The following is a 25,546-nucleotide window of genomic DNA, read 5'->3' on the forward strand; positions in this document are numbered from 1 at the left end:
GCAACACAGCCGCCGCCTGATCGGGTCACGGCATCTGGATCGAGCCGAGGTACTGCATGGCCAGGGCGTTCGCCTGGGAGTTGATCGTGGCGGCGTTCACCGAGATGGCGAGGTTGACGCCGATGACGTTGGCGACGTTGATGCATGCGAACTGGCAGCTCATCGTCTCCCGCAGTGGCAGTGCGGTGGCCACCTCGGCATCGAGGTCGGCCACGGTGAGCACTGGTCGTCGGATCATTCCGGTTCACCCCCTTCCTGGTGTCGGAACCGGCCCGCGAGGACCGGAGCGGCGCGCGTGGCCCCCCGCGGTGGGGCCACGGCGTGGAGCATCAGCCCTGCGTGACGACGACCGTCTGCACGGCGGCGCTGCTGGCCATCGAGGCCAGCGACGCGGCGTTGAGGGCCAGCGACGAGTTGCTCGCGTAGATGGCCGCCCAGTTCTGGTTGCCGAAGCCGAAGGTGAGCGTCTCCCGGACCGGGAGCAGCTCGGTGTGCTCGGACTCGAGCTCGGCGATGGAAAGTACGTTGCGCATGGTGATTCACCTCCCCCCTTGTGCGCTCTGCGTGCCGAGAGTGGACGCGCACCGCCGTGACTTCTGCGTGACCCGGACGTGACGAGGCCTCTGCGTGGTCCTCGCGGTCTAGACAGAGCCACGAATTTTGGGGATGTTGCGTCGGCCCCTTCTCACCCGTGAGGGTGAGGAGCACCCTGCGAAGGGTAAAGAGATCAGACCCCCGCCCCGACTGACCTCGCGCGTTCCATGCCAATCCTTCATGGCAATCCTTCGGGGGAGGTGTCGTCCCGTGTCCGAGCACAGCGCCGTCGCTGTCGCCTCCGCGCGCCTGCGGCTCCTGGGCGGTTGGCAGCTCGTCGTCGACGGTGTCGGGATCGACCTCGGTCACCGGGAGCAGCGCCTGGTGACCCTGCTCGGCCTCGACGACCCGGGCTCCCGTGCGCAGGTGGCGAGCATCCTGTGGCCGGACAGCACCGACGAGCACGCCCTCGGCAGCCTGCGCCGGGCGGTCTGGCAGTGCCAGCGGAAGTGCCCCGGGGTGCTGAGCCCCAGCAGGTCCTCCCTCGTGCTGGCCGATGAGATCCGCGTGGACGTCGACGACCTGCGCCGCACGGCCGGGCTCACGGAGCTGCCGATGGACCGCGACGTGGCGCGCGAGCTGCTCGACGCGCTCTGCGGTCCCGAGCTGCTTCCGGGGTGGTACGACGACTGGGTGACGGAGGAGCGGTCGCGTCTCGCACAGCTCCGGGTCGAGGCGCTCGAGCGGATCGCCCGGCACGGCCTCGCCAGTGGCGACCACGCCCTCGCGGTCGAAGCCGCCTCCGCCGCCAGCGGGATCGAGCCGTTGCGCGAGTCGGCGCGGGAGCTGTCGATCCGTGGCCACCTCGGCCTCGGTGACGCTGCCGGCGCGCGGCGCGAGCTCCACCGCTACCGCGACGTGCTCGAGGAGGAGCTCGGCGTCGCCCCGTCGGCGAGGGTGCAGTCCTTGGTGGAGGACCCGGCGAGGGACCCCGTGAAGGACCCCGTGAAGGACCCCGTGAAGGACCCGGTGGAGGAACCGGTGGAGGACCCGGTGGAGGAGCCGGTGGCGGTGCCTCACCAGCGGGTCGCGCCGGTCGACGACCGAGGTCCTCGTCCGCGACCGGAGCCGCCGGTGGTGCCGCCGGTGCAGGACCTTGTCGACTTCTTGGGCGAGGACCACCACGGCTCGGGGCTGCGGCGTGCCGGCGTCGCGCTCGTCGGCGCCGCGGGGCTGGCGCTGGCCGTCTCGCTGGCCGTGGCAGTCACCGGGCCGGACCGGTCGCCGGAGGCCACGCGTGACCCCGGCGCCGAGCGGGTGGTCGCGACCCGCACGCCCACCCCGGCCGCCACCCCTGGCGTGAGCCGCACCGTGCGGGTACGGACCGTCCGCACCGCGGCCGGGTCGGCGGTCTTCGCGGTGCGCGCGACGCGGCGTCCCGCGGCGGTACGACTCGTGGTGCGCGGCCCCGCCGGCCTGCGCGTCGTACGCCATCTCGTGATCCGTGCCGCCGACGGCCGCCAGGTGGTGGTCGCCGGCCTCGACGCGGGGACCTATCAGTGGTCGGCGACCTCGGAGTCGGCGAGCGGCGTGCAGGGACAGGTCTCCGTGACCCCGCCGCCTCCCGTGACCACCACCACCGACGCGGTCACGGTGGCCCAGTCGCCGTCCCAGGAGTCGGCCCAGGAGTCGCCGCCCACACCGAGCCCTACGCCGACCCCCACGCCGACCCCCACCCCGAGCCCCACGCCGACCCCCACGCCGAGCCCCACGCCGAGCCCGACCCCGAGCCCCACGCCGAGCCCCAGCCGGCCCCCGACGGCCAGGCCGACCGGGACGCCCACGGACCCGGGGACCGTGGCGCCGACACCGGTGGGCTGAGGAGGTCGCCATGTCCCGCACCGCGCACGGTGGCAACGGTCACGTCGTTCACCGCAGCCGCCACTGGCGGCGCCGCCTCGCTGCGCTGCTCCTCGTCGGCGGTGGCCTCGCCGGCGCGACCGGCGCAGCGGTCGCCGCGGGGGACGACGCGCCCCAGCGCTGGTCCGGCTACGTCATCCCGAGCACCGGCGACGCCGCGGGCGGTTGGATCGGGGGCTACCGGGTGGGCCACGCGGAGCTCTACCTGACGACGCCGACGCGGCGCCCGAACCGCGCCGGCTTCGAGTCACCGCAGCCGGTCACCGACCTCGCGGGCCGAGGTGCCTCGCCGGGCGAGACGGCGCGGGCGGCGTGGATCCTGTCCAAGTACGGCGCCTACCGCGATGCCACGCAGTCGGCGGCCGTCGACGCGACGGCCTACCACCTGCTGGTCGGGGGCGCCTGGCGCATCGACGGGCGGCAGGGCGTGCGGCGCATCCGGCAGTCCGGCAACGGGCCGGCGGTGAGGAGGTTCGCGCGGATCATGCTGCGCCAGTCACGGCTCAGCGCCGGCGCCTACGCCGCCCACCTCTCCGTCGCGGGCGCGGACGTGGGCGGGAGCGTGGCGGTCACGCTGAGCGTGCGGGACGGTCACGGAAGGCCGGCGGCCGGGCTGCCGGTCACGCTGCGGATGGCGGGCGGCGACCCCCGCGAGGCGGTCACGGGGGACGACGGCCAGGCGGTGGCACGGTTCCCCGCCGACGCCCGCGGCTGGCAGGACGTGACGGCCACGGTCGGGCACGTGCCCGAGCACCGGCTGGTGGTCTGGCGCCCGCAGCGTCGACACCAGGCGGCCGCCGTGGAGGGTGGCGTGACCCGCACGCTGGTCGAGTCGACGTACGCCGCGGTCCGCGGTCAGCAGACCGTCTCGCTCGCCGCCGACCCGGCGCAGCTGGTGGTCGGCTCGCCCGCGCGCGTGGTGGCGACCGTCGCGGGCGACCCGGTGCGGCGGACGGCCACGGCGGCACTGCACGGGCCGTTCGCGGCCGCGGGGGCGGCGAGCTGCGCCGGCCCGACGGCGGGCCAGGTCACGGCCCCGGTCGCCGGCAGCGGGACGTACGCCCTCCCCGCCCTGAGCCCGGCGGCGGGCTACTTCGTCTGGCAGGTCACGGTCGACGGCACCGAGACCAACGCGCCGGTGGCGGCCTGCGGAGCGCCCGTGAAGGTGCGCGGTCGGGCCACCACCAGCATCGCCACCGACGCCGACGTGCTGCCGGTCGGCGAGCTCGGCGCGACGGCCGACGTCGCCGGTCTGCCCTTCGCCGACCAGGTCACGCTGACTGCGACGCTGGCCGGGCCGTACGCGCGCCCGATCGACGCGATCCACGACGGCTGCGCGACCGTCGTCGGCGAGGCGACCCGCACGCGCGTCGGCAACGGCACGGCCCACGTGACCGTCGCCGTGACCCAGCCGGGGTGGTACGCCTGGCAGGTCCAGGCCGCGCCCGGCGACCTCTGGCTCGGCGCGCGCTCCGGGTGCGGAGCGTCGAGCAGCCTGGTCGGAGTGCAGTAAAAGTCAGGCTTGACTGTTTGTTTGTGGCACGGCAGGCTGTGCGCATGTCCTCGTCCTCGCCTGCGCAGCCCCGCGTGCCGCAGGCCGACCGCAGCCGGGCGATGCGCGCCCGACTGCTCGAGGCCACCGTCGAGCTGCTGGTCGAGCGCGGCTTCGCCGGGACGTCGACGACGCTCGTCTCCGAGCGGGCAGGGGTGAGCAGGGGAGCGCAGCTGCACCACTTCCCGACGAAGAACGACCTCGTCGTGGCGGCGGTCGAGCACCTCACCGAGCGCCGCGGCGCCGAGCTCGCTGAAGCCTTCGACCGGCTGAGTGCAGAGCCGGTGGCAACCGCCACGGGGCGCCGCACTCGACTCCGCCAGGTGCTGGAGATGCTCGGCGACCACTTTGCCTCCCCGGTCTTCGCGGCGGCGCTGGAGCTGTGGGTCGCGGCACGCACCGACGAGGCGCTGCTCGCCGCGGTCGCGCCGCTCGAGCAGCGGGTCGGCCGCGAGGCGCACCGGTTGACCGTCGCCGCGCTGGGCGCCGACGAGTCGCGCCCGGGCGTCCGCGAGCTGGTGCAGGCCACCCTCGACCTGGTCCGCGGGCTGGGCCTGGCCTCGACGTTCTCCGACGACTCGGCACGCCGGCGCCGGATCCTGCGCGAGTGGGCCGACGTGCTGGACCGCGAGATGAGCCGCGGAGCAGGCCCAGAGACCATCGAGAAGGAGACGACGTGACCGACGTGCTCACCCAGGTGCTCGCCGACCTCGCCGCGGAGGGTGACCGGCTCGATGCCGTCGTCGCCGGCCTCGACGACGCCGGTTGGCACACGCCCACCCCGGCTGCCGGGTGGGACGTGGCCGACCAGGTCGCGCACCTCGCCTGGACCGACGGCGTGGCCCTGCGGGCCGCGACGGACAAGGCGGCCTGGGACGAGGTCGTGCTCGAGGCGATCGCCGACCCCGAGGGCTTCGTCGACGCCCAGGCGCACGCCCTCGCGGCCGAGCCCGACCTGCTGGCCCGCTGGCGGTCCGCGCGCAGCGACCTCCACGCCGCGCTGGCGACCTACCCGAGCGGCGAGAAGATGCCGTGGTTCGGTCCGCCGATGTCGGCCACGTCGATGGCGACCGCGCGGTTGATGGAGACCTGGGCGCACAGCCTCGACGTGCACGAGGCGCTCGGCGCCCCCGTCGAGGACACCGACCGGATCCGCCACATCGCGCACCTCGGCGTGCGCACCCGCAACTTCGCTCATCAGCTGCACGGCCTCGACGTGCCGACCGAGGAGTTCCGCATCGACCTCGTCTCGCCCTCGGGCGACGTGTGGGCCTGGGGGCCCGAGGACGCCACCCAGACGCTGACGGGCAGTGCGGGCGACTTCTGCCGCCTCGTCACCCAGCGGGTCAACCGAGCCGACACCGACCTCGTCGCGACCGGCGCCGACGTCGACCGCTGGCTCGACGTCGCCCAGGCCTTCGCCGGCCAGCCGGGCGAGGGAAGGGCACCCCGATGATCGAGGCGAGCCGGCCGGCGCTGCGGATCGGCAGCTGCTCGGGCTTCTACGGCGACCGCCTCGGTGCGATGCGCGAGATGCTCGAGGGCGCCGTCGACGGGCAGGGCCTCGACGTCCTCACCGGCGACTACCTCGCCGAGCTCACCATGCTCATCCTCGGCAAGGACCAGCTCAAGGACGCTTCCCTCGGCTACGCCCGTACCTTCGTCCGTCAGGTCGAGGACTGCCTCGGCCTCGCCCTCGAGCGGGGCGTGAAGATCGTCGCCAACGCCGGCGGCCTCAACCCGGCCGGCCTCGCCGACAAGCTGCGCGAGGTCGCGACCGGCCTCGGGCTCGACGTCCGGGTGGCGCACGTCGAGGGCGACGACGTGCGGGAGCTGGGCTTCGCCAACGCCCTCACCGCCAACGCCTACCTCGGCGGCTTCGGCATCGCCGCCGCGCTGACCGGCGGCGCCGACATCGTCGTCACCGGGCGCGTCACCGACGCCTCCCTCGTCGTCGGACCGGCGATCGCACACCACGGCTGGACCGCGACGTCGTACGACGCGCTGGCGGGCGCGGTGGTCGCCGGCCACGTGATCGAGTGCGGGGCGCAGGCGACGGGCGGCAACTTCAGCGGCTTCCTCTCCCTGCCCCACCGTGACCGACCGCTCGGGTTCCCCGTCGCCGAGGTCGCGGCCGACGGCTCGAGCGTCATCACGAAGCACGCCGGCACGGGCGGCGCGGTCACTGTCGACACGGTCACCGCCCAGCTGGTCTACGAGATCCAGTCCACGCGCTACCTCGGCCCCGACGTCACCGTCCACCTCGACTCGGTCCGCCTCGAGCAGGCGGCCGAGGACCGCGTCGCGATCAGCGGCGTGGTCGGCGAGGCACCGCCGGAGCGGCTCAAGGTGTGCGTCAACGAGCTCGGTGGCTGGCGCAACAGCGTCGAGCTCGTGCTGACCGGTCTCGACGTCGAGGCGAAGGCCGCGTGGGTGCGCGACCAGCTCGGCTCGCGGCTGACGGCCGCCGAGGTGGCCTGGTCCGAGGTCACGCCGCCGCCCGCGGACGCGCCCACCGAGGAGGCGGCGTCGACGCTGCTCCGCTGCACGGTCAAGGACCCCTCGCCCGACCCGGTCGGCCGTGCCTTCACCTCGGCCGCCGTCGAGCTGGCACTGGCGTCCTACCCCGGCTTCACGATGACCGCGCCGCCCGGCCCCGCCACGCCCTACGGCGTCTACCGCGCCGAGTACGTCGACCGGTCCCAGGTCACCCACACGGTCGTCCACGCCGACGGCCGCCGCGACGTGGTCGAGGACCCGACGTCGTTCACCCCTGCCGAGGAGGCGCCCGGCGCCCGCCCCTCGCCGTACCCGGGGCGTCCCGACGTGCTCACCCGCCGGCTGCCGCTGGGCACCTTCGTCCACGCGCGCTCCGGCGACAAGGGCGGCGACGCCAACGTCGGGCTGTGGGTCGCGCACGACGGCGTCGACCGCGACGTCTACGACGCCCGGGTGCAGTGGCTGTTCAAGATGATGTCGCCCAAGGGCATCGGTGCCCTCGTGCCCGAGGCGGCCGACCTCGACGTCGAGGTCTGGCTGCTGCCCCACCTCGGTGCGGTCAACCTGGTCGTCCACGGCCTGCTCGGGCAGGGCGTCGCCGCCTCCACGCGCTTCGACCCGCAGGCCAAGGGCCTCGGGGAGTGGCTGCGCTCCCGCACCGTCTCGATCGAGGAGAGCCTGCTGTGACCACCGAACAGGGAACGACGAGGAACGAGCAGGACGCGTCGCGAGGCGAGATTGAGCAAGCCCCGCGGCCGAGGGACGAGGCCGCGACGGGCGCGTCGAAATCAACAGAGCGCGACGCCGTCCGCGCCACCGCTGCTGAGTTCGTGCGCCGCGAGGTCTTCCCGCACCTCCAGGAGTGGGAGGACGCCGGGGAGATCCCGCGCTCGCTCCACCGGAAGGCCGGCGAGCTCGGCCTGATCGGAGTCGCGTTCCCCGAGGAGGTCGGCGGCGGGGGCGGCGACATCGTCGACTCGATCGTCGTGCAGGAGGCGATGTTCGAGGCCGGGGCGTCCAGCGGCCTGATGGCGGGGCTCTTCACAGCCGGCATCGCGCTGCCGCACATCGCGGCCAACGGCAGCCCCGACCTGGTCGACCGCCTGGTCCGGCCCACGCTGGCCGGCGAGACGATCGGGTCCCTCGCCATCACCGAGCCGGGCGGGGGCTCCGACGTCGCGCGGATCACCACCCGCGCCGAGCGCGAGGGCGACCACTACGTCGTCAACGGCGCCAAGACCTTCATCACCTCCGGCGTGCGCGCCGACTTCGTCACCGTCGCGGTCCGCACCGGTGGGCCGGGCCACAGCGGCATCTCGCTGCTGGTCGTCGAGAAGGGCACGCCCGGCTTCACCGTCGACCGGTCCCTGAAGAAGATGGGCTGGCACTGCTCCGACACCGCCGAGCTGTCCTTCGTCGACGCTCGGGTGCCGGTCACGAACCTGGTCGGCGCGGAGAACTCGGGCTTCGGGCAGATCGCCGACCAGTTCGTCGTCGAGCGCATCGCGCTCGCCGTGCACGGCTACGGCATCGCGGCCCGCTCGCTCGAGCTGGCCGCTGCCCACTGCCGCGAGCGGATGACCTTCGGGCGTCCGCTGATGGGCAACCAGACCGTCCAGCACACGCTCGTCGAGATGCGCCGCCAGGTCGAGGTCGCGCGCACCTACACGCGCTCCGTCGCCGCCCGGCACGCCGCGGGCGAGTTCGTCGTCGCCGAGGCCTGCCTGGCCAAGCAGACGGCGGTCGACTGCGCGGCGTACGTCTGCGACCGGGCCGTCCAGCTCTTCGGTGGCTCCGGCTACATGCACGGCACCGAGGTGGAGCGGCACTACCGCGACGCCCGGCTGCTGCCGATCGGGGGCGGTGCCGACGAGGTGCTGCGCGACCTGACGGCGAAGCTGATGGGTTATGCGTCATGAATTTCGAGGCTCGCTCCGCTCGCACCTCAATCACCGAGAGAGAGACAACATGATCAAGCTCCCGTCCCTGGGGGACCAGGTCTCGGTGTGGATGGACGCACCGCCCGCCGAGGTCTGGGACCTCGTCAGCGACGTGACCCGGATCGGCGAGTTCAGCCCCGAGACCTTCGAGGCGAAGTGGACCCGCGGCTCGACCAGGCCGGAGGTCGGCGCCTACTTCGCCGGCCACGTGAAGCGCAACGGCGTGGGACCGACGTACTGGTCGCCGTGCCGGGTCACGGAGTGCGAGCCCGAGCGGGTCTTCGAGTTCTCCGTGGGCACTGACGCGATGACGGTCAACAACTGGGGCTACCGCCTCGAGGCCAAGGACGGCGGCACGCTCGTCACGGAGTACTTCCGGCTCGACCCCAACCTCCCGACCCGCCTCTACTGGCTGGTCCTCGGCCCGCTGCGTCGGCGGACCAACCAGCGCGGCATGCGCACGACGCTCGAGCGGATGAAGGCGGTCGTCGAAGGATGAGCACCAACCGCGAGGCGATGCTGGAGAAGCTCGCCGACCTCGACGCCCAGCACGCAGCTGCAGTGGCCGGCGGCGGCGAGAAGTACGTCGACCGCCACCACGCGCGCGGGAAGCTGACCGCGCGCGAGCGCATCGAGCTGCTCCTCGACCCCGGCTCGGCCTTCCTCGAGCTGTCGCCGCTGGCCGGCTGGGGGTCCGACTTCACGGTCGGCGCCTCGGTCGTCACCGGCATCGGCGTGGTCGAGGGCGTCGAGTGCCTGATCAGCGCGAACGACCCCACCGTGAAGGGCGGCGCGAGCAATCCCTGGACGGTGAAGAAGATCTTCCGCGCCTCGCAGATCGCCGAGGAGAACAACCTCCCGACCATCTCGCTGGTGGAGTCGGGGGGCGCGGACCTGCCGACGCAGAAGGAGATCTTCATCCCCGGCGGCAAGCTGTTCCGCGACCTCACCCGCGCCTCGGCGCGACGCCAGCCCACGATCGCGCTGGTCTTCGGCAACTCGACGGCCGGAGGGGCCTACGTCCCGGGCATGAGCGACTACACCGTCTTCGTGCGCGGCGGCGCCAAGGTCTTCCTCGGCGGCCCACCGCTGGTGAAGATGGCCACCGGCGAGGAGTCCGACGACGAGTCGCTCGGCGGCGCCGAGATGCACGCCCGCGTCTCCGGTCTCGCCGACTACCTCGCCGAGGACGAGCACGACGCGATCCGGATCGGGCGGCGGATCGTGGCGCGCCTGAATCGACGCAAGGGCCGTGGTTTCGAGGCTCGCTCCGCTCGCACCTCAACCACCGATTCGCTGGTTGAGGTGCGAGGAGCGCCAGCGACGAGCCTCGAAACCAGACCCTTCGCCGAGCCCGACGCCGACCCCGAGGGTCTGCTGGACCTCATCCCGGCCGACCTCAAGGAGCCGTTCGACCCGCGCGAGGTGATCGTGCGGATCGTCGACGGCACGAGCGAGCGCAACGGGCGGCCGTTCGACGAGTTCAAGCCGCTCTACGGCACGTCGCTCGTCACCGGCTGGGCCGAGCTCCACGGGCGCCCGATCGGCATCCTCGCCAACGCGCAGGGCGTGCTGTTCTCCGAGGAGGCGCAGAAGGCGACGCAGTTCATCCAGCTCGCCAACCAGTCGGACACGCCGCTGCTGTTCCTGCACAACACCACCGGCTACATGGTCGGCAAGGAGTACGAGCAGGGCGGCATCATCAAGCACGGCGCGCAGATGATCAACGCGGTCTCCAACAGCACCGTGCCGCACCTGAGCGTGATCATGGGTGCCTCCTACGGCGCCGGCAACTACGGCATGAACGGTCGCGCCTTCGACCCGCGCTTCCTCTTCACCTGGCCGAGCGCGAAGTCCGCGGTGATGGGTCCCGCCCAGCTCGCGGGCGTGCTCGAGATCGTCGCGCAGCAGTCGGCGGAGTCGAAGGGCGAGACGTTCGACGCCGAGGGCTTCAAGGGCGTCAAGGACTACGTCGAGGCCTCGGTCGAGGAGCAGTCACTGCCCTACTTCCTGTCCGGGATGCTCTACGACGACGGCGTCATCGACCCCCGCGACACCCGCACCGTGCTGGGCATCTGCCTCAGCGTCATCGAGAACGCGCCCATCCGCGGCGCTGAAGGATTCGGGGTGTTCCGACCGTGATCAAGCGAGCAGCGGCGTGCGAGGAACGAGCGCGCAGCGTCAGCGAGACGAGGTTGAGCAAGCCCCGCGACCGAGGCACGAGGTCGCGACGGGCGCGTCGAAACCCGGGAGGCCAGCAATGATCAGAAGGTTGCTCGTGGCCAACCGCGGCGAGATCGCCCGCCGGGTCTTCGCCACCTGCCGCCGCCTCGGCATCGAGACGGTGGCGGTCCACTCGGACGCGGACGCGGGCCTGCCGTTCGTGACCGAGGCCGACCAGGCCGTACGCCTGCCGGGCAACGCGCCGGCCGACACCTATCTCCGCGCCGACGTCGTCATCGAGGCGGCGCAGCGCGCGGGTGCCGACGCGATCCACCCGGGCTACGGCTTCCTGTCGGAGAACGCCGACTTCGCCCGCGCCGTCGAGGCCGCCGGGCTCACCTGGGTCGGCCCGAGCCCCGAATCGATCGAGGCCATGGGCTCCAAGGTCGAGGCCAAGCGGCTGATGCGCGAGGCCGGCGTCCCGACCTTGGAAGCCCCCGAGGAGCCGACCGAGGCCGACCTCCCTCTCCTGGTCAAGGCATCGGCCGGCGGCGGCGGACGTGGCATGCGCGTCGTACGCCGCCTCGAGGACCTCGCCGGCGAGATCGCCGCCGCGGAGGCGGAGGCCGCATCGGCGTTCGGTGACGGCACCGTGTTCGTCGAGCCCTACGTCGAGCACGGCCGGCACGTCGAGGTGCAGGTCGTCGGCAACGGGCGCGGCCAGGTGCTCGTCCTCGGCGAGCGTGACTGCTCGGTCCAGCGGCGCCACCAGAAGGTGGTCGAGGAGGCGCCGGCGCCGGAGCTGGACGGCGCGGTCGCCGACGCATTGCACGACGCGGCACGACGCGCGGCCGAGGCCATCTCCTACCGCGGCGCCGGCACGGTCGAGTTCCTCTACGACCCGGACACGTCGCGCTTCTTCTTCCTCGAGATGAACACCCGCCTCCAGGTCGAGCACCCGGTCACCGAGCTGGTCTTTGACACCGACCTCGTCGAGCTGCAGCTCCACGTGGCGGAGGCCGCGCAGTCGTCGGGGACGCTCGGCTTCTCGACCGGCGGCGGCGAGCCGCAGCGGCACGCGATCGAGGTCCGCCTCTACGCCGAGGACGGGGCGTACGTCCCGCAGAGCGGCCGCCTGGTGACCTTCGAGGTCGACCACGACGTCGAGTTCGGCCTCGGCGGCGAGCGCGGGATCCGGGTGGACTCGGGGTTTGCCTCTGGCGACGAGGTGTCCACCTTCTACGACGCGATGCTCGCCAAGGTCGTCTCGTGGGCGCCCAACCGCGAGCAGGCGATCCGCCAGCTCGTGCGGGCGCTGCGGACCGCCCGGATCCACGGGGTCACCACCAACCGCGACCAGCTGGTGTCGATCCTCACCGACCCGGTCTTCGTGGCCGGCGAGATGACGACGACGTGGCTGGAGTCGCGTCCGATTCCCGCTGAGTCTCCCAGCGACTCACCCGCCAGCGGTCGCACGGAGGTCGTCGCGGGGGCGCTGATGCTGGCCGCGGCCGACGCGGAGCGGCGTACGGTCCAGCAGGGGGTGCCCGCCGCCTGGCGCAACGTGGTCAGCCAGCCGCAGCGGATCACGTTCGAGGGCCACGATCCGGTCGAGTGGTGGGGCACCCGCGACGGGTTCGCGGTCGACGGGGTGACGGTCGTGGAGGTCTCGCCCACGCGCGTCCGGCTCGAGGTCGACGGGGTGACCTCGGAGACGCGCGGACACATCTCCGCCGAGCGCCCGGGCGCCCCGCGTGAGGTGTGGGTCGACGGGCCACTTCGGTCCGCGCGTCTGCGCGAGGTCCCGCGGTTCACCGACCCGGCCGACGCGGTCGCCAGCGGCTCGCTGCTCGCCCCGATGCCCGGCACGGTCGTGGCCGTGAAGGTCGAGCGCGGTGCCACGGTCGTCGCGGGCGACCCGGTGCTGGTGCTGGAAGCCATGAAGATGCAGCACACCGTGACCGCGCCGCACGACGGCACGGTCACCGAGATCAACGTCGAGCCCGGGGCGCAGGTCGCGTCCGGGGAGGTCCTGGCCGTCGTCGATCAATCACTCGGTGGTTGAGGTGCGAGCGCAGCGAGCCTCGAAACCACGTCGAAAGGAATGAGATGACCAACTTCACCGAGTCCGAGGAGCGTCAGGAGCTGCGCCGCCAGGTCGCCAAGCTGGCGAGCCGCTACGGCCGCGACTGGTTCGCCGAGAAGGCGCGCTCCGGCGAGAAGACCACCGAGCTGTGGCTCGAGATCGCCAAGGCCGGCTACCTCGGCATCAACGTCCCCGAGGAGTACGGCGGCGGTGGCGGCGGCATCGGCGACGTGGCCGCGGTCTGCGAGGAGCTCGCCGCGCAGGGCTGTCCGCTGCTCATGATGGTCGTCAGCCCGGCCATCTGCGGCACGGTGATCGCGCGCTACGGCACCGAGGAGCAGAAGCAGAAGTGGCTGCCCGGCATCTGCGACGGCACCGCGACCATGGCGTTCGCGATCACCGAGCCCGACGCGGGCACCAACTCGCACAACATCACCACGACCGCCCGCCGCGACGGTGACGAGTGGGTCCTCAAGGGCCAGAAGATCTACATCTCCGGTGTCGACGAGGCGGCCAACATCCTGGTCGTGGCGCGCGCCGAGGACGCCCGCACCGGCAAGCTCAAGCCGTGCCTCTTCGTGGTGCCGACCGACGCCGCGGGGCTCGAGGCGCAGGCCATCGCGATGGAGATCGTCAGCCCGGAGAAGCAGTTCCAGGTCTTCATCGACGACGTCCGGCTCCCCGCCGACGCGCTCGTCGGCGACGAGGACGGTGGACTGGTGCAGCTCTTCGCCGGACTCAACCCCGAGCGGATCATGGCGGCCTCGTTCGCCACCGGCCTCGGCCGCCACGCACTCGAGCGGGCGACGGCGTACGCCAAGGAACGCACCGTGTGGAAGGCACCGATCGGCTCCCACCAGGCGATTGCCCACCCGCTGGCCCAGGCGCACATCGAGGTCGAGCTCGCCCGGCTGATGACCCAGAAGGCCGCGGCGCTGTGCGACGCAGGCGACGACATGGGCGCGGGCGAGGCCGCCAACATGGCGAAGTACGCCGCCGGCGAGGCGTGCGTCAACGCCGTCGACGCGGCCGTGCAGACCCACGGCGGCAACGGGATCACCCAGGAGTACGGCGTCGCCGGGCTCATCGTGGCGTCCCGCACGACCCGCATCGCGCCCGTCAGCCGGGAGATGATCCTCAACTTCGTGGCCATGCACAGCCTGGGGCTGCCGAAGTCCTACTGACCCCAGCCCCGGTCACGGGGGTCGGTCCCTGGCAGGCAGTTCGCGCGGGAAGGCTCCGCGTCCAGCGTGACCGGAGGCATCGGGTCGCCGAACTGCCTTCGGTGGTGCGCGCACAGCAACCGTCGGCCCGCGGACCGACGCTGGACGTCAGCCAGCCGACGTCCAGCAAGGGCTATCGGGCGCAGGTGTCGACGCGGGCGACTCGCCAGCCCCCGTCGCCGATGCCCTCGACGACGACGCGCGACGTCAGCTCGCCATCGGCGTCGTACCCCCGGAACGTGACGGTGTGGAAGCCCTTGTCGCCGTTCGGCTCCTCCGTCACCGTGTCGGCGTCCGAGAGCCGGTCGCCCAGGGCCTCCTCGGCCGTCGCGACGGTGTCGCTGCCGTCGCTGTCGAGGAATGCCGAGTAGGTCTGGTCCTGGCACGCGGTGTCGGGTGCGGACGCGCTCCAGGCGACGCTGCCGACCACGGCCGCCGCGACGATCACGGCGAGCACCAACCACCACCTCATGCCAGGACGGTAGACCGCAGACGCGTCATACGTCCCCGAACGCATCGGCGCGGGAACGCATGACGGATCGGGGAGGGAGTCAGGCGTCGGCGGAGTCGTACTGCTCCTGGACCTCCTGGGGGGAGGCACCGTTGGGCTGGGCGATGCGGATGTGGTTGCCGAACGGGTCGCGGATGCCGAAGTCGGTGCCGTAGGGCTGCTGCACCGGCTCCTGAGTGACCTCGACGCCGGCGTCGACGAGGGCGGCGTACGTCGCGTGCACGTCGCTGCTCTGCAGGAACAGCCCGCCGAGGGCGCCCTTGGTGACGAGCTCGCGGACCTGGGCCGCGGTCGCCTCGTCGTGCTGGGGGCCGCCGACGAGCTCGAGGAGCAGGGAGGTGTCCTGGCCCGGCACGCCGACGGTGAGCCAGCGCATGAAGCCGAGGTCGATGTCGTCGCGGACCTCGAAGCCGAGGTGGGAGGTGTAGAAGTCGAGCGCCTCGTCCTGGTCGAGGACGGGCACGCTGCGGATGTGGAGGCTGGTGATGTGGTTGCTGGTCATGCCGAGAACGCTATTCAGCCGCGGCACCTCCGCGCTTCTCCGAAACCGCTGTCTCCGGGGCGGCTGTCTGCGTCGGGAAGGGTGGCGCACCTTCGCGCGGCCTGGTCCAGGCGGCGACGAAGCAGCTCGGCACGTGCACCGGCGCGTGCTGCGCGCGGAACTCCGTCGGCGAGCAGCCGACGACGGTGCTGAAGGTCCGGCTGAAGGTGCCGAGGCTGGCGAAGCCGACGTCCCACGCGATGTCGGTGACCGGACGGTCGGTCTGGCGCAGGAGGGTCATCGCCCGCTCGATGCGGCGCCGCTGGAGGTAGCGGTGCGGGGTCTCGCCGTAGACCGACCTGAAGACCCGGCCGAACTGGGAGGCGGACAGGTGGGCGATCGCCGCGAGGTGCGGCACGTCGAGGGGCTCGGCGTAGCGCCGGTCCATCTCGTCGCGCGCCCGCAGCATCCGGCGGTTGGTGTCCTCCTGAGCCGACAGCTCCACGCTCACACCCAGATGTTGTCGTGCTCGCGCATGAACGCGTCGTACTCCTCCGTCGACATGCCGGCCGTGCCCTCCGCGAGCTGCTCGAAGTAGCGCTCGCGGGGGGCACCCGGCGCGAAGTGGAGGAGCATCTTGGCGGCGCCGTCCTCGTTGCGGAAGCCGTGCAGCCCGCCGGCCGGCACGTGGACGAAGTCGCCCGCGCGGCACTTCGCCCACGCCGTGCCGTCGTAGATGGTGACCGTCCCCTCGAGCACGTAGAAGGACTCCGTGATCGTGCGGTGGAAGTGCGCGCCCGGTCCGCTCGGCGGCCCGCCGAACTCCCAGCGGTAGAGGCCGTACGTCCCCCCGGTCCCGGACCCGAGGGCGAGGTGGAAGACCTTGTTGCCGTTGGGGTAGACCAGCGCGGGCTCCTCGTCGCCGCGCACCAGCCGTGCCGAGACCTCGCCCGACTCCCCGTGGTAGATCGGAGGTGGGTAGCTCATGCAGTCGAACCTAACCGTTGTCGGCGGCGAGTGGCAGGCTGTGCGCCGTGGCTCTCGCCGACCGTCCGCTCGTGCCCGAGGAGTGGGTGCTGCGCATCGACGCGGTGCTCGGGACGCTGCCGCGCTGCCGGCAGGAGCCCGCGTGGACCGGCACCCGCTGGCGGGTCGGCGGCGCGACGGTGGCCCACGTGTTCGGGGGTGAGGACCAGCGCTTCCGCATCACGTTCCGTGGCGAGCCCGACGAGGTCGCCGCCTTCGAGCACATGGGCGAGCCCTACTTCCGCTCCGGCTGGGGCGGCAACGCGATCGGCCTGCTGCTCGACGACGACACCGACTGGGACGAGCTCACCGAGCTGCTCACCGACTCCTACTGCGTCCAGGCCCCCGCTGCGCTCGCCGAGCAGGTCGTCCGACCGGTCCGCTGAGGCTCACCGCAGCGGCACGAAGCGGTAGCGCCCGTGCTCGCTGACGCGTGCTCCGGGCTGGGTGACGAGCAGCATCGTCCCCGCCACCGGGATCACCATCCGCCCGTCGTCACCGAGCTGGTCCACGAGCTGGTGCGGCAGCTCGTCGGGCTCGGCCGAGACGAGGATCCGGTCGTACGGCACGCCGCCGGGGTCGCCGAGCACGCCGGGCGTGGCAGCGGCGATGCTCGCCCACGGCTGGTGCGTCGCAGCGAGGTTCGCGCCGCCGAACCGCACCAGGTCAGGCTCCAGCTCGACTCCCCGCACCTCGCCCGTCGGCCCGACGAGGTGGGCCAGGAGTGCCGTGGTCCATCCCGACCCGGCCCCGACGTCGAGCACGCGCTGTCCGGTGCGCACGTCGAGGAGCCGGAGCATGTCGGCGACGGTGCGCGGCTGGGAGTTCGTCTGCCCGGCCGCGATGGGCAGCGGGCCGTCGTACGACGCGCGGCGCCGGACCGCTCGCGGCAGGAAGCCCTCCCGCGGGTGGGCCGTGAAGGCGCGGTCGACGGCGTCCACCCTTCCGAGGCTACGCGCAAACAGCGGCACGGCCCTGGGTGGGTGGGACGGGCCGTGCCGCTGCTGTGTGCGTTGTGGAGCTGGTCCCGCCGTACACGGGGGGTTGTCCGGCGGGGGCTCCGCGGAACGCATTCCGCCTCCGGGTGTTAACCGGGAGTCATCGGTCCTCCCTCTCGGGAGTGGTTCTTCTGGGGGCCGTGGCCGGGGTTGCCGGTGTGGTCCGGCTTGCTCGGCTTCTCGGGCTTGCTCGGCTTGGCGGGCTTGCTCGGCTTGGTGGGCGTCGCCGGCTTGCTCGGCTTCTCCGGCTTCGCGGGCTTGGCCGGCTTCGCGGGCTTGGCGGGTGTGGACGGCTTCTCGGGCTTGCTCGGCTTGGCGGGCTTCGCCGGCTTCTCGGGCTTGGCAGGCTTGGCGGGCTTGTCCGGCTTCGCGCCCAGCAGGTCGACGCAGAACGCCTCGACCTGGCCCGCGCCGCCGGCCCGCTCGATGAGCGAGGCGAGGTTGTCGTCGTGCCCGCGCTCGAGGCCCGGGTGGAGCACGTCGCGGCACGCCCGCTCGAGCATGCGGGTGGCCTGCGGGTCGGGCTGGGCCGAGCCGCCGGGCGAGGTCGGCTTCTCGGGCTGGGCGCTCGACGTGCCGTGCTCGGGGCCGCCCGACTGGCCGTCGTCCTGGCCGTCGTCCGGAGCGGGGGACGAGGAGGGGGACGGCAGGGTGGACGTCGGGCCGTCGGACGGGCCGGCGACCGACCGCAACCGGTCGGGCACGAGGCCGGGAAGGTCGTCGAGCTGCACGCCGGTGGCGACCGCCAGGCCGCCGGTCCCCAGTGCCAGCACCGCGCCGGCGGCGACCACCAGCCGGGTCGTGGCCCGACCGGCCAGTCGCGTCGGGGACACGTAGTGGTCGCGCGTGGCCGGCGGTGCGGCGAGCCGGGAGGCGAGGAAGGCGGCGGCCGCAGCGTCCTCGCCGCGGAGCTCCGTCGGCCGCGTCGGACCGGCCGCGGAGGTGAGGGCCGTGCCGAGGGCGCTGCCGGACCCGGCCGGGTCCGTGAGCGTGCGCTCGGCGTCCCGGCGGGTGAGTCGTCCCGTCCGTTTCCTCATCTCACATCCTCAGCGTCGTGCGGGCCCGAGGTGTTACACATCGCCCGACAATTTCTTCTCCAGGTTGCGCAGCCCGCGGTGTGCGGCGACCCGGACGGCGCCGGGACGCTTGCCCAGGATCCGTCCGGCGGTGGGAGCGTCGAAGCCCAGGACGGCGCGGAGCATGACGGCCTCGGCCTGGTCGCGGGGGAGCGTGGCGATCAGTGCGATCGCCGCCTCGGACTGCACCCGGCCCAGGGTGTCGGCCTCGACGTCCACCTCGTCGCGCAGGTCCACCATCTCGTCGACCGGCTCGCCGGAGGTCGGACGGCGGCTCGCGTGCCGCAGGTGGTCGAGCGCCCGGTTGCGCGCGATCGTGGTGAGCCAGCCGCGGAACCCGTCGGCGTCGCCCTCGAACCGGTCGAGGTCACGGAACGCCTGGCCCCAGGCCTCGCTGGCGACGTCCTCGGCGTCGGTCACGCCGACGACCACGGTCAGGTAGCGCAGCAGCGGAGGCTGGACCTCGCGGTAGACGCGCCGGAGCGCCGCCTCGTCCCCGGCCTGCATGGCCGCGACGGCGTGATCGAGCGCATCCTCCCTCCCCACGGGAGGAGTGTGCCTTTGCCGGGTCCGGCGGTGACACTGCGGGGGATCATCGGCGTGGCGGACGCGGGACGAACAAGGGCACGCAGGCGGCGTACTCGTCCCATCCCGGTCGCTGCGACATCGTCCTCTCGAGCAGCTTGGCCCCGGTCACGTCGCGCACGAAGTACGTCATGGCGGCGGGGGCCCACACTGTCAGCAGGCCGGGCAGCCAGCCGAGCGCCAGGCCGCCGGCGATCCACAGTCCCCACCACACGCACGCGTCGCCGAAGTAGTTCGGGTGGCGGCTCCACCCCCACAGGCCGGTGTCGAGGATGCGGGGGCGCGACTCGCGTGGCCGCGCCTTGTAGGCCTCCAGCTGGGCGTCGCCGACGACCTCGAAGAACACCCCGACCGCCCACACCACGACGCCGACCCAGACCACGGGCCACCAGCGGACGTCGGCGATCGCCGCGGCCTGGACGGGAGCAGCGATGACCCACGAGACGATCGCCTGCGTGAGGAACACCTTGCCCAGCACGCGGCCGGCCCCCGAGGACCAGCCGGGACCGCCGAGCATCTCCTCGTAGCGCGGGTCCTCGCCGTGACCACGCGAGCGGCGCGCGATGTGCCACGCCAGTCGCCCGCCCCACACGGTGACCAGTGCGGCGAGCAGCCAGGAGTGGGCGTCCGGCCACACGACCGCGAGGACGACGGCCATCGCGACGAAGGAGATGCCCCACGCGACGTCGACGACGGCCACCCGGTCGAGCCTGCGGCTCACCGCCGCCGTCGCCCCCATGACGGCAGCGGCGGCGAGCAGCGCGACCAGCACCTGCAGCACCGCGCTCACCAGCTCCGGACGGCAGGCAGCGTGTGCGCGGCACCGGGACGGACGGCGAGGACCTGGTCGACGCCCATCCGGCCGTCGCGGAACGCGAGCGCACCGCCGACCAGGTAGAGCCGCCACACCCGGACGACCTCCTCGCCGACGAGCTCGCGCAGCCGGGGCAGGTGGGCCTCGAAGTTGGCGATCCAGCCGGCGACGGTCAGCACGTAGTGCTCGCGCAGGCCGTGCACGTCGCGCACCTCCAGCCCGCCCGCCTCGATCAGCGCGACGGTCTCCCCGACGGGGCGCATCGTCATGTCGGGCGCGATGAACGACTCGATGAACGGGCCGCCACCGGGGTGCTTCCCACCCCCGGCGCCCTGCCGCGACATCTGCTGCACGAGGACCCGGCCGCCCGGGCGCACCGCGCGCCGCAGCACCTCGACGTAGGTCGCGTAGTTGGCGGCGCCGACGTGCTCGCCCATCTCCAGCGAGCCGACAGCGTCGAAGTGGTCGCGCTCGGGGACCTCGCGGTAGTCCTGGAGCCGGATCTCGACACGGGCGGCGAGCCCGCGCTCGGCGATGCGCGCGTCGATGAACGCCTTCTGCTCGGCCGAGATCGTGACGCCGGTCACCCGGGCACCGAAGTGCTGCGCAGCGTGCAGCGACAGCGAGCCCCAGCCGCACCCGACGTCGAGCATGCGCATGCCCGGCTCGAGCCCGAGCTTGGTGCAGACCAGGTCGAGCTTGGCGCGCTGCGCCTCCTCGAGCGGGGTGTCGGGCGTGGCGTGGTAGCCGCAGCTGTAGGCCATCTGGGGCTCGAGGATCAACGAGTAGAACTCGTTGGAGAGGTCGTAGTGGTGGCTGATCGAGGACCGGTCGCGGGCCAGGCTGTGCAGCCGGCCCCTGATCCGCGCCTGGGAACGGGGCGGGGCCGGCGGGCGGCCCAGTGCGCCGAGTCCGGCGGCGGTGCGGACCGCGTCGACGAGCGCGCGCGGCGAGAGGCGTACGCCGGACAGGCCGCGCTCGGCGCCCACGGCGAAGGCGTGCGTCAGTGCCGACTCCAGGTCCCAGCCGTCCTGCTCGGGCACGTCGAGCTCGCCGGTGACGTAGGCCTGCGCCGCGCCCAGCTCGCCGGGGTGCCAGAGCAGGCGGCGCAGGGCGTCCGGGGAGCGGAGCACCACGAGCGGGGCACCGTCCGGCCCGGCGACCGAGCCGTCCCAGGCCTGCAGCCGCACGGGCAGGTCGCCCGCGATGAAGGGTCGCACCGCCTCGGCGAGGCGGCCCGCGATCCCTGCGTCGGTCGTGGGCCGCTGGGCGGTGCTGGTCACTGGTCCTCCCGGGTGAAGGTGAGCTGCGAGACGTTGATGTAGCCGCTCGCGAACCCGGCCCGGGAGTAGGCCAGGTAGAAGTGCCACATGCGCATGAACACCTCGTCGAACCCGAGGGCGAGGACCGCCTGGCGCTGGGCGAGGAAGCGTCGGTCCCAGCGGCGCAGCGTCTCGGCGTAGTGGCTGCCCATCTCGAGCTGGTCGACCAGCCGCAGCGAGGTCTCCTCGCGGGTGACCTGGTCGATGACCTCGACGCTGGGCAGGAAGCCGCCGGGAAAGACGTACTTGTTGATCCAGGTGTGGCCGCCCCGGGTGGCGAGCATCCGGTCGTGCGGCATCGTGATCGCCTGGATCGCGACGCGGCCGCCGGGTGCGAGGACCTGGTCGATCGTCGCGAAGTAGGTGCCCCAGAACTCGTGGCCGACGGCCTCGATCATCTCCACCGACAGCACCGCGTCGTACGTCGCCCCGCGTGAGGCCAGCGAGCGGTAGTCCATCAGCTCGACCGTCACCCGCCCGGTCAGCCCGGCGGCCGCGATCCGGCGCTCGGCGAGCTCGAGCTGCTCCACCGACAGCGTGATCGTGTGGACGCTCGCACCGCGGCGGGCGGCCCGGATCGCGAGCTCTCCCCAGCCGGTGCCGATCTCCAGCACCCGCGAGCCGTCGGCGACCCCCGCCTCGTCGAGCAGCCGCTCGATCTTGCGGGCCTGCGCCTCGGCGAGGTCCGCGCCGTGGACCCGGGCATCGGGGTCGTCGGTGGGCTCGGGCGGGGTGGCGACCAGGTGGTCGCCGACGGACCCGGGGCCCTGACCGGTGCGGGTGGTCGAGGTGTCGAACAAGGCGGACGAATAGCTGAGCGTCTCGTCGAGGAAGAGCGCGAAGAGGTCGTTGGAGAGGTCGTAGTGGTGCGCGACGTTGGCCCGGCTGTTGGTCTCCGTGCTGCGGTGGTGGCCCGGCATGCGGTGGGTGACGACGGCGCGCAGGCGTTGCAGCGACTCCGGGACGAGCGTCGCCATCCGTGCCGCCGGCACGGTGAGGAAGCCGGCCAGGTCGTCGGCGTCCCAGGCACCGGTCAGGTAGGCCTCGCCGAAGCCGATCAGCCCGTCGCGGCCGAGGCGTGCGTAGAACTCGTCGGGACGGTGCAGCCGCATGGTGGGACCGCCCTGGCCGAGCCGGCGGCCGGTCGGCTCCTCGACCACGGTCACCGACAGCCGGGACACGGCCGCCTGGAACAGGCGTCGAGCCACGGCGGCGGAGACGACCGTTCGCGGGCTCCGGGTCAGTGGCTCCAGCGCGGGGAGGCCGGGGGTGGCGGACTGGCTGCGGGGGTTCTTCTCGAGCGTCATCGCACGCCTTCCTGGTGGTGGTGGGGGCGAGGCCGGACCGGCAGCCGACGGGCCCACAGCCAGGTGCCGTGGGCACGGATCAGCGCGCTTCCGCGCAGCGTGGCGCCGAGCGTGCGGCGCACAGGGACATCGGTACGGGCGCCGGTCAGGCTGGCGCTGAACGGTGCGGCCGCGCCCTCCGCGCCGGGCTGGGAGTGGCCGCGGAGGGTCACCGCGACGTGGAGGCGGTCGGTCGGGACCGGCACCGCGACGTCGTAGGTCCCGTCGACGCCGTGGAAGGGCGAGACGTACATCGCCTTCGCGGTCCGTGCGCGACCCTGCTCGTCGGGGTGGACGAGGTAGGCGTGGCGGTCGCCGTAGGTGTTGTGCACCTCGACCACGACGCCCGCCTGGGCGCCGGTGTCGTCGAAGCACCAGAACACGCTGATCGGGTTGAAGCAGTGGCCCAGCGAGCGCGGGTGCGCGGCCATCAGGATCCGGCCGCCGCCCTCCCCCAGGGAGACGCCGTTGTCGGCGAGGAACGCCTCGACGTTGCCCCGCAGCGAGCGGTCGGGGGAGCCGAGGTGGTCACGGGCCTCGAAGCGGGCCAGCGCGCCGTGGTCGGGGAGGTCGTCGAGGTCCACCAGCCAGAAGGTCGAGGTGTGCTCGAAGGTCCGCGTGAACGGCGTGCGCCGGGTGTGGCGGATCGTCGTCTCGAAGCGTCCCGGCCGGGGCACGACGTGCGTGGGGTGGGGCCACGGCAGGCCGAGGTGCGTGGCAGCGGCCAGGCCGGAGCGCGCCCCGTCCTCGTGGAACCCCCAGCCGTGGTAGGCCCCGGCGAACGCGACCCGCGGGGTGTTGATCTCCGGGAGCCGGCGCGCCGCGGCGACGGACTCGGGGGTGTAGAGCGGGTGCTCGTACTCCATCCGGTCGATCACGGTCGCCGGGTCGACCAGCCCCTCGCCGCCGAGCGTGACGAGGTAGTGGGTGTCGGTCGGCAGCCTCTGCAACCGGGTCAGGTCGTAGGTGACGGTGACGCCCTGTGTCGCACCGGGTCTCGTGACGCGTCGATCGTCCCCTCGCGAGCTCGGGTCCGATCCGACGCTCCTCAACCTCCCCGCCTGGGTCTCGGACTTCGCAGGCTCAGTCCGAGGGCGGTGAAAGTTCCAGGAGGCGCGGGCGGCTGTCGCCTCGGGGAGCAGCGAGGTGTCGGTGTGGAGGAGCGCCGGGTTGGTGCTGTAGGGCAGCGCCCCGAGGACCTCGCGCTGGAGGGCGGTCGGCGACTCGAGCATCGCGAGCGCCTGGGCGGGGTGGGTGGCCACGACGACGGCGTCGAAGGTCGTCGTCGCACCACTGCCGTCGGTCACCTCGACGCCGTCCGTGAGCTCGCGGATCGACGTCACCTTCGCCTCGAGGCGTACGTCGTGGAGGCCGGCCGCCACCGCGGCGACGTAGGTCGCCGAGCCGCCGGTCACCGTCCGCCACTGCGGGGAGCCGAAGACGCCGAGCATCCCGTGGTGCTCGAGGAAGGTGAAGAGGTAGCGCGCGGGGTAGTCGAGGGAGCTGGCCGGGTCGCAGGACCACACGGCGGCGACGAGGGGCTCCATGAAGTGACGGACGAAGCCGGCGGAGAAGCCGCCGTCGGCCAGGAACTCGCGCAGCGTCTGGTCGTCGTCTCCCGGGGTAGTGAGGGACGAAACGGGTGGTTTCGCCCCGGATCTCCTACCAGTACGTCCTGAACTACCGGGGTCGGCGGCGAGGAGAGCGCGCGCCCGGCGGTGGAAGCGCGGGATCTCCAGCAGCATCCGCCAGTGGTCGCGCGAGGCCAGCGACGACGGCCGCGCGAAGAGGCCCCGCGCGCCCAGCGCGCCGGCGTACTCCACCCCGGTGCCGGCGTCGCTGACCGACAGGGACATCTCCGAGGGCTGCGTCGCGACCCCGAGCTCGGCGAAGAGCCGCAGCAGCGTGGGGTAGGTGCGCCGGTTGTGCACGATGAAGCCGGTGTCGATCGCCAGCTCGCCGTCGGGCGTCGTCACCCGGTGGGTGTCGGCGTGACCGCCGAGGCGGGCGTCGGCCTCGTAGAGCGTGACGTGCGCGGTGCGCGAGGCGATCCAGGCGGCAGTCAGGCCGGCCACCCCGGAGCCGACGACGGCGACCCGGCGCTGGCCGGACGGGTTCACGTCGCCTCGGTGAGGTCGAAGAGCGCGATCGGCTCGGTGGTCGGCTCGGGGGATCCGCCCTCGGGCTCCACGGTGATGCCGACGGCGATCGCGTCGGCGGCCGAGCCCTCGAGCAGCATCGTCTGGTCGGCGCCCTCGGGCATCATGCCGGCCGGCACCATGTCCTCGGCGGGGGTCTGGAACCACAGCTCGTAGGCCTTGCCCGACGGGGCGGCGACCATGTCCTCGGTGACGATGACGGCGCGGTCGACGGACTTCGAGCGCACGACGGTCGCCCGTCCTGCCTCGCCGAGGTCCACGAAGACCTCCTGGGCGTCGTCGGCGCGCATCACCTGCTCGGTAGCGGTCAGGGTGCCGCGGCCGGAGTCGTCGTCGGCCCACGGCTGGACGATCATCGCCCCGACGCCCACGAAGAGGACCAGCGCGGCGGCGACGAGGAGCGGGATCCAGGCGCCACGCCGGGAGGTCTCGGCAGGCCGGGGGAGCTCGGGCGGGAGCGGACGGACCTGGGAGATGCCGGCCAGCACGGACTCACGCAGCGAGGCCGGCGGCGGGGTGGCGGTGGTCTCGGCGAGGAGGGCGGCGGTCTCGAGCAGCTCGGCGACCTCGGCGCGGCAGTCCTCGCACCCCGACAGGTGCTGCTCGAAGCGGGCGCGCTCGAGCTCGTCGAGGGCGTCCACGGCATAGGCGCCCGTGAGCTTGTGAACATCCTGCTCGCTCATGAGCCAACTCCCATCAGGTCTCGCAGTCGGATGAGTCCGTCGCGTATTCGGGTCTTCGCCGTGCCGAGTGGCACGTCGAGAAGGGTGGCGACCTCCGTGTGCGTGTAGCCGCCGAAGTAGGTGAGCTCGACGGCCTGTCGCTGGACGTCGGTCAGGGTGGCGACCGCCCCGCGCACTCGCGCCGCCTCGAGCGAGGCGTGGGCCGCCTCGACGGTCTGGTCGTGGTCCACGGGCGCGGTCTCGCGGTTCCAGCCCTCGTCGCGGGCGGTGGCCGCCTCGACCGAGCGGACCCGGTCGACCGCCTTGCGGTGCACGATCGTCAGGAACCAGCCGGCCGCGCTGCCGCGGGCGGCGTCGTACCTGGCACTGGAGCGCCAGGCGTCGAGGTAGGCCTCCTGGGCGACCTCCTCGGCGTGCGCCGGGTTGCGTACGACGCGCAGGGCGAGGCCGTAGGCCCGCGCCGAGGTCGCGTCGTAGAACTCGGCGAATGCTGCCTCGTCCCCCAGCCCGGACCGGTGGAGCAGGTCGGCGAGCCGGGTTCCCTCGCCCGCGGACGGGGCGCCCTGGGGCGCCCCGTCCGGTACGGGCCTCACGTGGTCCACGTCAGTCATCCTTGCGTAGTGGTCGT

Annotated in this window: 26 protein-coding genes; 11 read left to right on the forward strand and 15 right to left on the reverse strand. The window is 73.1% G+C overall.

Annotated features, from left to right (window positions below; genetic code table 11):
* Window positions 1-25 precede the first annotated feature (25 nt).
* Both ASC64_RS00775 and ASC64_RS00780 read right to left on the reverse strand, forming a co-directional pair.
* On the reverse strand, window positions 26-238 hold the full coding sequence (locus tag ASC64_RS00775; protein WP_156384934.1) for a hypothetical protein: 213 nt from the start codon (window positions 236-238) through the stop codon (window positions 26-28).
* A gap of 91 nt (window positions 239-329) precedes the next feature.
* Window positions 330-533: a hypothetical protein gene (locus ASC64_RS00780; RefSeq protein WP_056905619.1), complete on the reverse strand. Its 204-nt coding sequence runs from the start codon at window positions 531-533 to the stop codon at window positions 330-332.
* A 271-nt stretch (window positions 534-804) separates the two neighbouring features.
* Between ASC64_RS00780 and ASC64_RS00785 the strand changes: the two genes are divergently transcribed.
* The 10 genes from ASC64_RS00785 (at window position 805) to ASC64_RS00830 (ending at window position 13,878) form a co-directional block, all read left to right on the forward strand.
* Window positions 805-2,415: an AfsR/SARP family transcriptional regulator gene (locus tag ASC64_RS00785; protein ID WP_056905620.1), complete on the forward strand. Its 1,611-nt coding sequence runs from the start codon at window positions 805-807 to the stop codon at window positions 2,413-2,415.
* Window positions 2,416-2,425: 10 nt separating this feature from the next.
* Window positions 2,426-3,967 carry a hypothetical protein gene (locus ASC64_RS00790; protein WP_056905621.1) on the forward strand — a complete coding sequence of 514 codons (1,542 nt, stop codon included), beginning with the start codon at window positions 2,426-2,428 and terminating at the stop codon, window positions 3,965-3,967.
* 44 nt (window positions 3,968-4,011) lie between these two features.
* Window positions 4,012-4,686: a TetR/AcrR family transcriptional regulator gene (locus ASC64_RS00795; RefSeq protein WP_056905622.1), complete on the forward strand. Its 675-nt coding sequence runs from the start codon at window positions 4,012-4,014 to the stop codon at window positions 4,684-4,686.
* Complete coding sequence (locus ASC64_RS00800) at window positions 4,683-5,462, forward strand: TIGR03084 family metal-binding protein (protein ID WP_056905623.1); 780 nt, start codon at window positions 4,683-4,685, stop codon at window positions 5,460-5,462. The genes ASC64_RS00795 and ASC64_RS00800 overlap by 4 nt, the downstream gene beginning before the upstream one ends.
* The gene (locus ASC64_RS00805) at window positions 5,459-7,192 is read left to right on the forward strand and encodes an acyclic terpene utilization AtuA family protein (RefSeq protein ID WP_056905624.1); all 1,734 of its coding nucleotides are present in this window, start codon (window positions 5,459-5,461) and stop codon (window positions 7,190-7,192) included. The genes ASC64_RS00800 and ASC64_RS00805 overlap by 4 nt, the downstream gene beginning before the upstream one ends.
* 143 nt (window positions 7,193-7,335) lie before the next feature.
* Window positions 7,336-8,424: an acyl-CoA dehydrogenase family protein gene (locus tag ASC64_RS00810; protein WP_235563457.1), complete on the forward strand. Its 1,089-nt coding sequence runs from the start codon at window positions 7,336-7,338 to the stop codon at window positions 8,422-8,424.
* Between the two features lie 49 nt (window positions 8,425-8,473).
* Window positions 8,474-8,944, forward strand: a complete 471-nt coding sequence (locus tag ASC64_RS00815; RefSeq protein ID WP_082550089.1) for an SRPBCC family protein — start codon at window positions 8,474-8,476, stop codon at window positions 8,942-8,944.
* Complete coding sequence (locus ASC64_RS00820; protein WP_056905625.1) at window positions 8,941-10,587, forward strand: acyl-CoA carboxylase subunit beta; 1,647 nt, start codon at window positions 8,941-8,943, stop codon at window positions 10,585-10,587. The genes ASC64_RS00815 and ASC64_RS00820 overlap by 4 nt, the downstream gene beginning before the upstream one ends.
* Before the next feature lie 118 nt (window positions 10,588-10,705).
* A complete protein-coding gene (locus ASC64_RS00825) occupies window positions 10,706-12,673 on the forward strand; it encodes an ATP-binding protein (RefSeq protein ID WP_056905626.1) in 1,968 nt (655 codons plus the stop codon).
* 44 nt (window positions 12,674-12,717) lie between these two features.
* Window positions 12,718-13,878: an acyl-CoA dehydrogenase family protein gene (locus ASC64_RS00830; RefSeq protein WP_056905627.1), complete on the forward strand. Its 1,161-nt coding sequence runs from the start codon at window positions 12,718-12,720 to the stop codon at window positions 13,876-13,878.
* A gap of 172 nt (window positions 13,879-14,050) precedes the next feature.
* Here ASC64_RS00830 and ASC64_RS00835 read toward each other — a convergent pair whose 3' ends face one another.
* The 4 genes from ASC64_RS00835 to ASC64_RS00850 all read right to left on the reverse strand — a co-directional run bounded on the left by ASC64_RS00835 (window position 14,051) and on the right by ASC64_RS00850 (window position 15,896).
* The gene (locus ASC64_RS00835) at window positions 14,051-14,389 is read right to left on the reverse strand and encodes a hypothetical protein (protein WP_156384936.1); all 339 of its coding nucleotides are present in this window, start codon (window positions 14,387-14,389) and stop codon (window positions 14,051-14,053) included.
* A gap of 79 nt (window positions 14,390-14,468) precedes the next feature.
* Entirely contained in the window at window positions 14,469-14,930 is a 462-nt protein-coding gene (locus tag ASC64_RS00840) for a VOC family protein (protein ID WP_056905629.1), read from the reverse strand.
* A gap of 10 nt (window positions 14,931-14,940) precedes the next feature.
* Entirely contained in the window at window positions 14,941-15,420 is a 480-nt protein-coding gene (locus ASC64_RS00845) for a helix-turn-helix domain-containing protein (protein ID WP_235563458.1), read from the reverse strand.
* Window positions 15,417-15,896 (reverse strand): cupin domain-containing protein, encoded by a 480-nt coding sequence (locus tag ASC64_RS00850; protein ID WP_056905630.1) that lies wholly within the window; start codon window positions 15,894-15,896, stop codon window positions 15,417-15,419. The genes ASC64_RS00845 and ASC64_RS00850 overlap by 4 nt, the downstream gene beginning before the upstream one ends.
* 47 nt (window positions 15,897-15,943) lie before the next feature.
* On the opposite strand from ASC64_RS00850, the gene ASC64_RS00855 reads away from it, so the two are divergent.
* Window positions 15,944-16,321, forward strand: a complete 378-nt coding sequence (locus tag ASC64_RS00855; RefSeq protein ID WP_056905631.1) for an MmcQ/YjbR family DNA-binding protein — start codon at window positions 15,944-15,946, stop codon at window positions 16,319-16,321.
* A gap of 3 nt (window positions 16,322-16,324) precedes the next feature.
* On the opposite strand, the gene ASC64_RS00860 is transcribed toward ASC64_RS00855, so the two are convergent.
* From ASC64_RS00860 to sigK, 9 genes are all read right to left on the reverse strand, one after another.
* The gene (locus ASC64_RS00860) at window positions 16,325-16,876 is read right to left on the reverse strand and encodes a protein-L-isoaspartate O-methyltransferase family protein (protein WP_056905632.1); all 552 of its coding nucleotides are present in this window, start codon (window positions 16,874-16,876) and stop codon (window positions 16,325-16,327) included.
* Window positions 16,877-17,022: 146 nt separating this feature from the next.
* Entirely contained in the window at window positions 17,023-17,970 is a 948-nt protein-coding gene (locus ASC64_RS22605; protein ID WP_056905633.1) for a hypothetical protein, read from the reverse strand.
* Between the two features lie 33 nt (window positions 17,971-18,003).
* Entirely contained in the window at window positions 18,004-18,555 is a 552-nt protein-coding gene (locus ASC64_RS00870) for an RNA polymerase sigma factor (protein ID WP_056905634.1), read from the reverse strand.
* 46 nt (window positions 18,556-18,601) lie between these two features.
* Entirely contained in the window at window positions 18,602-19,384 is a 783-nt protein-coding gene (locus ASC64_RS00875) for a DUF1295 domain-containing protein (RefSeq protein WP_235563459.1), read from the reverse strand.
* Window positions 19,381-20,691: an SAM-dependent methyltransferase gene (locus ASC64_RS00880; RefSeq protein ID WP_056905635.1), complete on the reverse strand. Its 1,311-nt coding sequence runs from the start codon at window positions 20,689-20,691 to the stop codon at window positions 19,381-19,383. The genes ASC64_RS00875 and ASC64_RS00880 overlap by 4 nt, the downstream gene beginning before the upstream one ends.
* On the reverse strand, window positions 20,688-22,037 hold the full coding sequence (locus tag ASC64_RS00885) for an SAM-dependent methyltransferase (RefSeq protein ID WP_082550092.1): 1,350 nt from the start codon (window positions 22,035-22,037) through the stop codon (window positions 20,688-20,690). The genes ASC64_RS00880 and ASC64_RS00885 overlap by 4 nt, the downstream gene beginning before the upstream one ends.
* On the reverse strand, window positions 22,034-24,196 hold the full coding sequence (locus ASC64_RS00890; protein ID WP_056905636.1) for an FAD-dependent oxidoreductase: 2,163 nt from the start codon (window positions 24,194-24,196) through the stop codon (window positions 22,034-22,036). Before ASC64_RS00890 ends, ASC64_RS00885 begins: the two co-directional genes overlap by 4 nt.
* Window positions 24,193-24,918: an anti-sigma factor gene (locus tag ASC64_RS00895; protein WP_056905637.1), complete on the reverse strand. Its 726-nt coding sequence runs from the start codon at window positions 24,916-24,918 to the stop codon at window positions 24,193-24,195. The genes ASC64_RS00890 and ASC64_RS00895 overlap by 4 nt, the downstream gene beginning before the upstream one ends.
* Window positions 24,915-25,529, reverse strand: coding sequence for an ECF RNA polymerase sigma factor SigK (gene sigK, locus ASC64_RS00900; protein WP_056905638.1), 615 nt, complete (start codon window positions 25,527-25,529; stop codon window positions 24,915-24,917). The genes ASC64_RS00895 and sigK overlap by 4 nt, the downstream gene beginning before the upstream one ends.
* Window positions 25,530-25,546 lie beyond the last annotated feature (17 nt).

This window comes from Nocardioides sp. Root122, assembly GCF_001425025.1.
GTDB lineage: Bacteria > Actinomycetota > Actinomycetes > Propionibacteriales > Nocardioidaceae > Nocardioides.

Coding starts and splice junctions, on each gene's coding strand:
- sigK (WP_056905638.1), bottom strand. CDS start 25,529: ATGACTGACGTGGACCACGTGAGGCCCGTACCGGACGGGGCGCCCCAG.
- ASC64_RS00840 (WP_056905629.1), bottom strand. CDS start 14,930: ATGACCAGCAACCACATCACCAGCCTCCACATCCGCAGCGTGCCCGTC.
- ASC64_RS22605 (WP_056905633.1), bottom strand. CDS start 17,970: ATGAGGAAACGGACGGGACGACTCACCCGCCGGGACGCCGAGCGCACG.
- ASC64_RS00830 (WP_056905627.1), top strand. CDS start 12,718: ATGACCAACTTCACCGAGTCCGAGGAGCGTCAGGAGCTGCGCCGCCAG.
- ASC64_RS00805 (WP_056905624.1), top strand. CDS start 5,459: ATGATCGAGGCGAGCCGGCCGGCGCTGCGGATCGGCAGCTGCTCGGGC.
- ASC64_RS00850 (WP_056905630.1), bottom strand. CDS start 15,896: ATGAGCTACCCACCTCCGATCTACCACGGGGAGTCGGGCGAGGTCTCG.
- ASC64_RS00815 (WP_082550089.1), top strand. CDS start 8,474: ATGATCAAGCTCCCGTCCCTGGGGGACCAGGTCTCGGTGTGGATGGAC.
- ASC64_RS00885 (WP_082550092.1), bottom strand. CDS start 22,037: ATGACGCTCGAGAAGAACCCCCGCAGCCAGTCCGCCACCCCCGGCCTC.
- ASC64_RS00775 (WP_156384934.1), bottom strand. CDS start 238: ATGATCCGACGACCAGTGCTCACCGTGGCCGACCTCGATGCCGAGGTG.
- ASC64_RS00780 (WP_056905619.1), bottom strand. CDS start 533: ATGCGCAACGTACTTTCCATCGCCGAGCTCGAGTCCGAGCACACCGAG.
- ASC64_RS00895 (WP_056905637.1), bottom strand. CDS start 24,918: ATGAGCGAGCAGGATGTTCACAAGCTCACGGGCGCCTATGCCGTGGAC.
- ASC64_RS00820 (WP_056905625.1), top strand. CDS start 8,941: ATGAGCACCAACCGCGAGGCGATGCTGGAGAAGCTCGCCGACCTCGAC.
- ASC64_RS00790 (WP_056905621.1), top strand. CDS start 2,426: ATGTCCCGCACCGCGCACGGTGGCAACGGTCACGTCGTTCACCGCAGC.
- ASC64_RS00795 (WP_056905622.1), top strand. CDS start 4,012: ATGTCCTCGTCCTCGCCTGCGCAGCCCCGCGTGCCGCAGGCCGACCGC.
- ASC64_RS00825 (WP_056905626.1), top strand. CDS start 10,706: ATGATCAGAAGGTTGCTCGTGGCCAACCGCGGCGAGATCGCCCGCCGG.
- ASC64_RS00835 (WP_156384936.1), bottom strand. CDS start 14,389: ATGAGGTGGTGGTTGGTGCTCGCCGTGATCGTCGCGGCGGCCGTGGTC.